This is a genomic window from Nocardia farcinica (assembly GCF_029867845.1).
GTDB lineage: Bacteria > Actinomycetota > Actinomycetes > Mycobacteriales > Mycobacteriaceae > Nocardia > Nocardia farcinica_A.
Genome location: NZ_JARWRU010000883.1, coordinates 1 through 7,709 on the forward strand (window position 1 = coordinate 1; position 7,709 = coordinate 7,709).

Sequence of the window (7,709 nt, forward strand, 5' to 3'; positions counted from 1 at the left end):
CCCCCCCCCCCGCCCCCCCCCCCCCCCCCCCCCCCCCCCCTCCGCTGGTGCTACTTGTCCGGCCAGGTGCCCGTCAGTTGTTGGTAGCCACTGGCCCCCGCGCGGTCGACGGCGGCCTTCACCAGCCCGAAGATCGCGCCCTGCAGGGCGGCGGCCACCAGGACTTCCTTCCAGCCGTGGTCGGCGGCGGTCGCGCGGGGCGCCTCGTCCCGCCCGCTCACCCCGCGCCACACGCGGGTGAACACGGCGTTGGCGGCGATGCCGCCGAGCACGCCCAGCACGATGCCGAGCGGTTTGTACAGCGTCTTCATGCCCGCCTCCGTCGCAGGATCGCCCAGGTGATCACGGCCGCCGAAGCCGCGCCGACGATCGCGATCGGGACGCGGCGCCTGCGCAGCGACTCCCCGGCGTGCTTGCCGACGTCGTCGAGCGGTTCGGCGATGGAAGGAGTGGGATTGGTGGTATTGGAGATCACTTCGCTCGCTTTGGCTTTCGCGTTCGCCGCCGCGTCGAGCGCATGCCGGCCCGCCGCGGTCGTCCGGTCCTTGGCGGTCTGCGCCGTATCGTGGATCCTGGCCTCGGCGTCGTGGATTCTCGCCTCCGCGCGGGCCGGGACATCGAGTTTCCCGGTCAGTTCCGCGAGGGTCTCCTCGAGTTCCTCGCGCGTGAGATCACGGTCGGCGCGCAATTCCTCCGTTGTCTCCGGGAAACCGGCATCCCCCGGCTTCTCGGGCCGGTCCGGTCGGTCGTCGGTCATCGTCGGGTTCCCTCTCGTATGGCGGCCAGGTCCGCGCGCACGCCCTGCTGCGCCTCGGTGGGCAACGGCGGCGCGGCCTCGGTCACTGTCTTCTTGCCTGCCAGCGCCAGCACCCCGCCCACGGCGAGCAGGGCGACGCCGACGATCAGCGCCGCCGCCCACTCCGGCAGGACCAGCGCCAACGCCAGCACCGCGGCGGCCGTCAACGCCACCCCGCCGTACAGCGCCAGCAACGCCCCTGCCCCGGCCAGCCCGGTGCCCTTGGCCACCCCGCCCGCCTTCTCGGCGATCTCCACCCGCGCCAGCCGGATCTCGTCCCGCACCAGCCGCGACACCTGCGCCGTCGCGTCCTCGATCAGTTCGGACAGCGACCGTTCCCCGGGCCCGGCCCGGTTCTCCGTGTGCTGAACCATCGGCTCTCACCTCCTGCTCGCCGTCTACCCGGCGCCGAGGCGAGGAAACGGAAGTCCTGTCGCTCGCCGGACCACGCGGAATTTCCGCTGTCGCGGCCAGGGTTCGCAGGGGAGGGTCGGTTCGCGCGGGCAGGGTTCAGGTGAGTTCGTTCAGGTGAGTTCGGGGTGCGGGGAGGAGTTGTCCTTGAGGGCGACCCCGGAGACGCCGAGCTCGCGGGCTCCGGCGACGAGGGTGAGCGCGATGCGGGCGGCGGCCTCGTAGCCCTGGCCCTCGGGTGGGTGGATGTTGGAGACGCAGTTGCGCTCGGAGTCGCGGCGGCCGGGGGCGGGGTGGTGGGTGAGGTAGATGCTCAGGCTGTTCGCGACGGACAGGCCGGGACGTTCGCCGATGACGGTGAGCATGGTCCGCACCCCGAGGGCCGTGCCGATGTGGTCGCCGAGGGCGACTCTGGCCTGGGTGGCGACGACGGGCGGGGCGAGGGTGAGCACGCCGCCGTTCCGTGCGATCACGGCCTCGACCAGGGCAACGGCGTGCTCGGTGACCGCGGTGGCGGACAGGCCGTCGGCGACGAGGATGCCCAGGTCGGCGCCGGTGTGCTCGAGACCGTCCAGCGCGGCGGGGACGCGGCCGAGGTCGGGGCGGCGCAGGTATTCGGCCCGGTCGGCGGCGCGGCTGGTGACGTGCCGGACGGCGCCGAGGCCGAGACGCTCCAGCCCGGTCACGATCTCCGCCACCGGCAGCGGCAGGTGCACCGCGTCGCGGGCGGCGGCGTGCGCGGCCTGGAAGTCGAGCACCTCGCGGGTGGACAGCGCGTATCCGCTGCGTCGCAGGCCGATACGGGCCTGGGTCGTGGCCCTGATCCCGGCCCAGGGATCGGCGCTCATGCGGTCAGGCTCCGCAGCGGCGACTGGTCCAGCTCCATCGGCCGCACCCGGCCCAGTTCGTCGGCCAGGCCGATGCGCCGCATCCACTCCTCGAACTCCGGGGCGGCCCGCAGTCCGGCCACGCCGCGCGCGTACAGGGCGTCGTGGAACGACAGGCTCTGGTAGCCGAGCATGACGTCGTCGGCGCCGGGGACGGTGATGACGAAGGCCGCGCCCGCCAACGCCAGCAGGCTCAGCAGCACGTCCATGTCGTTCTGGTCGGCCTCGGCGTGGTTGGTGTAGCAGACGTCGACGCCCATCGGCAGGCCGAGCAGCTTGCCGCAGAACAGATCCTCCAATCCGGCCCGGGTGATCTGCTTGCCGTCGAACAGGTATTCCGGCCCGATGAAGCCGACCACGGTGTTGACCAGCAGCGGGTCGTAGGCGCGGGCCACCCCGTAGGCGCGGGCCTCCAGGGTCTGCTGGTCGACCGGTGCGCCGCCGGCGCCGAGGTGCGCGTCCGCCGACAACGCCGAGCCCTGCCCGGTCTCGAAGTACATGACGTTGCCACCGACTGTGCCCCGGCCGAGCGCGCGCCCGGCCTCGGCGGCCTCGGCCAGCATCGACAGGGTGATGCCGAAGGCGGCGTTGGCTTTCTCGGTGCCCGCGATGGACTGGAAGATCAGGTCAACCGGGGCGCCGCGTTCGATCAGCTCCATCGTCGTGGTGACGTGGGCGAGCACGCACGACTGCATGGGGATCTCGAAGCGCTGCCTGATGTCGTCGAGCATGGTCAGCAGCTCGCCGGTGGCGCGCGGGGAGTCGGTGGCCGGGTTGACCCCGACCACGGCGTCGCCCGCGCCGAGCAGCAGGCCGTCGAGGATGCTCGCGGCGATGCCGCGCGGGTCGTCGGTGGGATGGTTGGGTTGCAGGCGGGTGGCGAGCCTGCCGGGCAGGCCGATGGTGGTGCGGAAGGCGGTCACGTTCGACAACACCCGGCTGACCGCGATCAGGTCCTGATTGCGCATGATCTTGCTGACCGCGGCCACCATCTCCGGCGTGAGCCCCGGCGCCAGGGCCGCGCTCTGCGGCCCGCCGCCCGGCTCGCTCGCCCAGCACAGCAGTCGGTCCCTGAACTCGCCGACGGTCAGGTGCGCGACGGGCGTGAAGGCCTCGCCGTCGTGGCCGTCGAGGATCAACCGGGTGACCTCGTCGCTCTCGTAGGGCACCACCGGTTCGTCGAGGAACACCCGCAGCGGCAGGTCGGCCAGCACGTGCGCGGCGGCGGCCCGTTCGGCGTCGGACTCGGCCGCGCATCCGGCGAGCTGGTCGCCGGACCGCAGCGGCGTCGCCTTGGCCAGCACCTCGGTGAGCGTGCCGAACCGGTGGGTGTGGCCGCGCGCGGTGTGCCGGTAGGTCATCGAAGTTCGTCCTCCGCTGCCGCCAGTGCGGCGAATTCCTCGTCGGGGGAACTGGCGACCAGTCGAGTCCGACTGTAGAGCGCGAAGTACGCCATGAACAGCAGGAACACCACCAGGCAGCCGAACGCTGCCGTGGAATCGACCAGGAAGGTGGCGATCACCGACGCCACCGCGACGACCAGCGCGAACGCCGAGGTCACCAGGCCGCCGGGCGTCCGGTAGGGCCGCGCCATCCCGGGCTCGCGCACCCGCAGCACGATGTGGCTGACCATCATGAGCACATAGCTCAGCGCCGCCCCGAACACCGCCATGTTCAACAGCGTCGCGCCGTCGCCGAAGATCGACAGCACGAACCCGATGACACCGGGCACGATCAGAGCAGGCGCGGGCGCCTTGCGCGAGTTGGTGACCGAGATGCCGCGCGGCAGGTAGCCGGCCCGCGACAGCGCGAACAGCTGGCGCGAGTAGGCGAAGATGATCGAGAAGAAGCTGGCGATCAGGCCCGCCAGGCCGATGTAGTTGACGACGGTCGCCGCCGTGCCCGTGCCCAGCGCCTCCACCAGCGGATTGCCCGAGGCCTGCATGGCCGCCGCGCCGCCGGCGCCCGGCACCAGGAACAACACCAGCGCGCCGGTCAGCAGCAGCACCGCCATCGCGCCGATGATGCCGCGCGGCACATTGCGCGCCGGGTCGCTGGCCTCCTCGGCGGCCAGCGGCACGCCCTCCACGGCGAGGAAGAACCAGATGGCGAACGGCAGCGCCGACCAGATGCCCAGATAGCCGAACGGCAGGAACTCGCTGGAACCGGCGGCTTCCGGGTCGGGGGCGATGTCGGTGAGATTGGACCAGGAGAACTCGCCGATGCTCGCCAGCGCGAAGATCACCAGGCCGACCAGCGCGACGGCGGTGATGACGAACATGACCTTCAGCGCCTCGCCGACGCCCGCCAGGTGGATGCCGACGAAGAGGGCGTAGGCGGCCAGGTAGACCCACCAGCCGTCGGTGATGCCGAACAGGCCGAGGGATTCGACGTAGGCGCCGATGAAGGTGGCGATGGCGGCGGGTGCGATCGAGTACTCGATGAGCACCGCGGTCCCGGTCGCCATGCCGCCCCACGGGCCGAGCGCCCGGCGCGCGAAGGTGTAGCCGCCGCCGGCGGTGGGCAGCGCGGCCGACATCTCCGCCATGCTCAGCACCATCGCCCCGTACATGGCGGCGATGATCACCGTGGCGATGAGCAGGCCGCCGAAGCCGCCCTCCCCGAGGCCGAAGTTCCAGCCCGAATAGTCGCCGCTGATGACATAGCTGACGCCGAGCCCGGCCAGCAGCACCCAGCCCGCCGTCCCGGTGCGCAGGGTCCTTCTGCCCAGATAGTCGTCTGTCGCCGGACCGGTCTCTTCGGGTGTGGTGACCATCGGTCTGCTCCCCTGAACATGCTGTCCCGCGGGGGAATCGGTCCCCGGGCGGGTCGGCGAGGTTGCTTCGGACAGCGCGAGCGTAACGGCGCGATGTTTCAGCGCACTTGCGTGTGTGTTTCGTGTGTCACCGGGCCCGGAGCCGAGCGGAGCAGCCGGGTGGGGGAGCGGCCGTAGTGCCGCCGGAAGGCGCGCGAGAAGGTGCCCGGATCGATGAATCCGCTGTCGTAGCAGGCGGATCGCACCGAGGCGCCGCGTTCGAGGAGCAGCCGGGCGTACTCGAGTCGCGCCCGGCGGATCGCTTCGGCCGGGGTCCGGCCGGCTTCGGCGAACAGCGTCTGCACCGACCGTACCGACAGGTGATTGCGCGTGGCCAGTGTCGACACCGAGAAGCCGGGATCGCGGAAGTTCTCGTGGATCTGGTGCAGCAGTTCCGCGCGCAGGTCGGCGCGGGTGCGTGCGCGGGGCGGCCGGCTCGGCGGGACGGTGGCCGCCTGCCCGGCCGGTGCGGCGGTGTCGAAGGCCAGCAGGGTGGCGTCGCTGACACCCAGGCGCCGGGTGGTCCAGGTGACCGGCAGCGGCACCCCGGCGCTGGTGGTGAACCACTCCCTGCCGTGCGCGGGACGAGCGGCGGCGGCGGAGGCCACGATCGGACAGGCCTCCTGGGGATAGGCCGAGCCGTCGGGGCGGCGCTCGTGCAGGGCGCAGTGGCTGGCCTGCCCGACCAGGTCGGCGGCGGTGGAATAGCCGAGCAGCGACACGGCCGCGCGGTTCACCAGCTCCACACGGCCGCCCGCGATCACCCACAGCGGGGTCGGCGCCTGCTCGATCACGGCGGCCATGAGTTCGGCGTCGGCGTCCGGGTGCGCGGCCCGGAGGTGCGGAACGGTCACAGTCATCACCTCGGTGCGGCCAGATTCGCACCCGCCTGTATCACCGCCGTTGCCTGGCGATCTCACCCGTGTGAACGGCACCTCTCCTTGCGCGAAATGACCGATATCCCGCGCGAATATCCTCCAGCGCCGGGTGCGCCGCGGGTTTCGATGGAGCGGGGTTCCGACCGGGACCACGTGTACGCGAACGAGGAGGACGACGCATGACCCACCACCCATCGCTGCGCGCGCGGGCGGCGAACGAGGTCGACGAGCGCAGGATCGCCACCGGGCACAGCTGGGAGCAGATCGCCGAGCACCTCGGCAAGCCGCCGGTGTGGACGGTCGCGGCACTGCTCGGCGCGCACCCGCTGAGCGCCGAGGAGGCCGCGAAGGTCGGCGATCTGCTCGGCCTGAGCGCGGAGACGGTGCGGGCGCTGCGACGGCAGCCCTGTCGCACCGCCGATCCGACGATCGCCACCGACCCCACCATCTACCGCTTCCACGAACTGCTCGCCGTCTACGGCCCCGCCTTCAAGGAGCTCATCCACGAAAAGTTCGGTGACGGGATCATGAGCGCCATCAACTGCAGCGTCTCGCTGACCAGGCGCGAGCACCCCGACGGCGCGCGGGTCGTCGTCACCATCGACGGCAAATTCCTGCCGTACCAGTGGAATTCGGCGTCGGACGGGCAGGAGTGAGCGCCGTGTCGTATGTGAAACCCGCCGAGCTGGCGGTCCGGGTCCTCGACGCGGGCGAGTCCAAGGTGTTCGTGTCCACCCGCGACACCCTCATCCGCGCCTACATGGCGGGCGCGATCCTCGCCCTGGCCGCCGCGTTCGCCGTCACCATCACCGTCAAGACCGGCAACCCGCTGGTCGGGGCCATGCTGTTCCCGGTCGGGTTCTGCATGCTCTACCTGCTCGGATTCGATCTGCTGACCGGCGTGTTCACCCTGGTGCCGCTGGCCTGGCTCGACCGGCGGCGCGGGGTGACGTTCGGGGCGATGCTGCGCACCTGGGGGCTGGTGTTCGTCGGCAACTTCGCTGGCGCGCTCACCACCGCCGTGCTCATGGCGATCTACTTCACCTACGGTTTCAGCGTCGAACCCGACGCGGTCGGTCAGGCGATCGGCGTCCTCGGCGAGGGGCGGACGCTCGGTTACGCCGAGCACGGCGCGGCGGGCATGCTGACGCTGTTCGTGCGCGGTGTGCTGTGCAACTGGATGGTTTCGACCGGCGTGGTCGGGGCGATGATGTCCGACAGCCTGCCCGGCAAGGTCATCGCCATGTGGATGCCGATCATGGTGTTCTTCCACCTCGGCTTCGAGCACTCCGTGGTCAACATGTTCCAGTTCCCCTCCGGCCTCATGCTCGGCGGCGACTTCACTCTGGCCGACTACCTGGTGTGGAACGAGATCCCCACGCTGGCGGGCAATCTCGTCGGCGGACTGACCTTCGTCGGCCTGGTCATCTATGCCACGCACGCGCGGACGGCGCCGGACCGGGCGCGCAGCGGCGGCGGCGAACCCGCGACCGTGCAGACGGAGGGAACCGGCCGGGCCGCCGACGTCGCGACGGCCTGATCCCGAGCGGACTCCGTCCCGTCACCACGCCCCGTCCTGCACCGGCCCGTCGCCGAGCGGGATCACCGGAAGCTGGGTGTCGGGCACGGAGTTCTCGCCCTCGTCGGCCAGCCAGTCACCGGTGGGGCGGACGCCGGCGAGATTCTCGGCGGGAGCGAGGTCGTCGGCGTCGGCGTCGTAGTAGTCGAACCACGGCAGGCCGTGCCGGGCGTAGGACTGGGCCGTCACCGGGGTGGACGGCGCCGGTTCCCCGGTGATCTCCCGCCACTGCGCCGCCGACACCAGGTGGACGAAGACCCTGGCGTCGGCCTCGGGCCGGTAGTCCTTCGGGCGGCGGGTGTCGCGGTAGATCTCCTGGCGCATCGTGCCGCCCGCGCCGAGG

Annotated in this window: 9 protein-coding genes and 1 pseudogene; 2 read left to right on the top strand and 8 right to left on the bottom strand. The window is 71.6% G+C overall.

From position 1 onward, the window contains the following. Positions 1-50 precede the first annotated feature (50 nt). The 7 genes from QH283_RS19290 to QH283_RS19320 all read right to left on the bottom strand — a co-directional run bounded on the left by QH283_RS19290 (position 51) and on the right by QH283_RS19320 (position 5,763). The gene (locus tag QH283_RS19290) at positions 51-311 is read right to left on the bottom strand and encodes a DUF4235 domain-containing protein (protein WP_280504388.1); all 261 of its coding nucleotides are present in this window, start codon (positions 309-311) and stop codon (positions 51-53) included. Continuing rightward, complete coding sequence (locus QH283_RS19295) at positions 308-757, bottom strand: DUF3618 domain-containing protein (protein WP_280504389.1); 450 nt, start codon at positions 755-757, stop codon at positions 308-310. The genes QH283_RS19290 and QH283_RS19295 overlap by 4 nt, the downstream gene beginning before the upstream one ends. Then, positions 754-1,170 carry a phage holin family protein gene (locus tag QH283_RS19300; RefSeq protein WP_280504390.1) on the bottom strand — a complete coding sequence of 139 codons (417 nt, stop codon included), beginning with the start codon at positions 1,168-1,170 and terminating at the stop codon, positions 754-756. Before QH283_RS19300 ends, QH283_RS19295 begins: the two co-directional genes overlap by 4 nt. A gap of 150 nt (positions 1,171-1,320) precedes the next feature. Further along, a complete protein-coding gene (gene eutC / locus QH283_RS19305; RefSeq protein WP_280504391.1) occupies positions 1,321-2,055 on the bottom strand; it encodes an ethanolamine ammonia-lyase subunit EutC in 735 nt (244 codons plus the stop codon). Further along, positions 2,052-3,455, bottom strand: a complete 1,404-nt coding sequence (locus QH283_RS19310; RefSeq protein ID WP_280504392.1) for an ethanolamine ammonia-lyase subunit EutB — start codon at positions 3,453-3,455, stop codon at positions 2,052-2,054. The genes eutC and QH283_RS19310 overlap by 4 nt, the downstream gene beginning before the upstream one ends. Continuing rightward, entirely contained in the window at positions 3,452-4,870 is a 1,419-nt protein-coding gene (gene eat, locus QH283_RS19315) for an ethanolamine permease (RefSeq protein ID WP_280504393.1), read from the bottom strand. Before eat ends, QH283_RS19310 begins: the two co-directional genes overlap by 4 nt. A 98-nt stretch (positions 4,871-4,968) precedes the next feature. Continuing rightward, the gene (locus tag QH283_RS19320; RefSeq protein ID WP_280504394.1) at positions 4,969-5,763 is read right to left on the bottom strand and encodes a helix-turn-helix domain-containing protein; all 795 of its coding nucleotides are present in this window, start codon (positions 5,761-5,763) and stop codon (positions 4,969-4,971) included. A 203-nt stretch (positions 5,764-5,966) separates the two neighbouring features. On the opposite strand from QH283_RS19320, the gene cynS reads away from it, so the two are divergent. Then, positions 5,967-6,443, top strand: coding sequence for a cyanase (gene cynS / locus QH283_RS19325; RefSeq protein ID WP_280504395.1), 477 nt, complete (start codon positions 5,967-5,969; stop codon positions 6,441-6,443). A gap of 5 nt (positions 6,444-6,448) precedes the next feature. Beyond that, positions 6,449-7,327: a formate/nitrite transporter family protein gene (locus QH283_RS19330; RefSeq protein ID WP_280504396.1), complete on the top strand. Its 879-nt coding sequence runs from the start codon at positions 6,449-6,451 to the stop codon at positions 7,325-7,327. A gap of 21 nt (positions 7,328-7,348) precedes the next feature. Here the strand turns inward: QH283_RS19330 and QH283_RS19335 are convergent. After that, positions 7,349-7,709 (bottom strand): annotated as a pseudogene (locus QH283_RS19335) (hypothetical protein); the annotation flags it as partial.

What these genes read in the sequence shown, in the direction of transcription:
- QH283_RS19290 (WP_280504388.1), bottom strand. Translation starts at nt 311, where the DNA reads ATGAAGACGCTGTACAAACCGCTCGGCATCGTGCTGGGCGTGCTCGGC.
- QH283_RS19295 (WP_280504389.1), bottom strand. Translation starts at nt 757, where the DNA reads ATGACCGACGACCGACCGGACCGGCCCGAGAAGCCGGGGGATGCCGGT.
- QH283_RS19300 (WP_280504390.1), bottom strand. Translation starts at nt 1,170, where the DNA reads ATGGTTCAGCACACGGAGAACCGGGCCGGGCCCGGGGAACGGTCGCTG.
- eutC (WP_280504391.1), bottom strand. Translation starts at nt 2,055, where the DNA reads ATGAGCGCCGATCCCTGGGCCGGGATCAGGGCCACGACCCAGGCCCGT.
- QH283_RS19310 (WP_280504392.1), bottom strand. Translation starts at nt 3,455, where the DNA reads ATGACCTACCGGCACACCGCGCGCGGCCACACCCACCGGTTCGGCACG.
- eat (WP_280504393.1), bottom strand. Translation starts at nt 4,870, where the DNA reads ATGGTCACCACACCCGAAGAGACCGGTCCGGCGACAGACGACTATCTG.
- cynS (WP_280504395.1), top strand. Translation starts at nt 5,967, where the DNA reads ATGACCCACCACCCATCGCTGCGCGCGCGGGCGGCGAACGAGGTCGAC.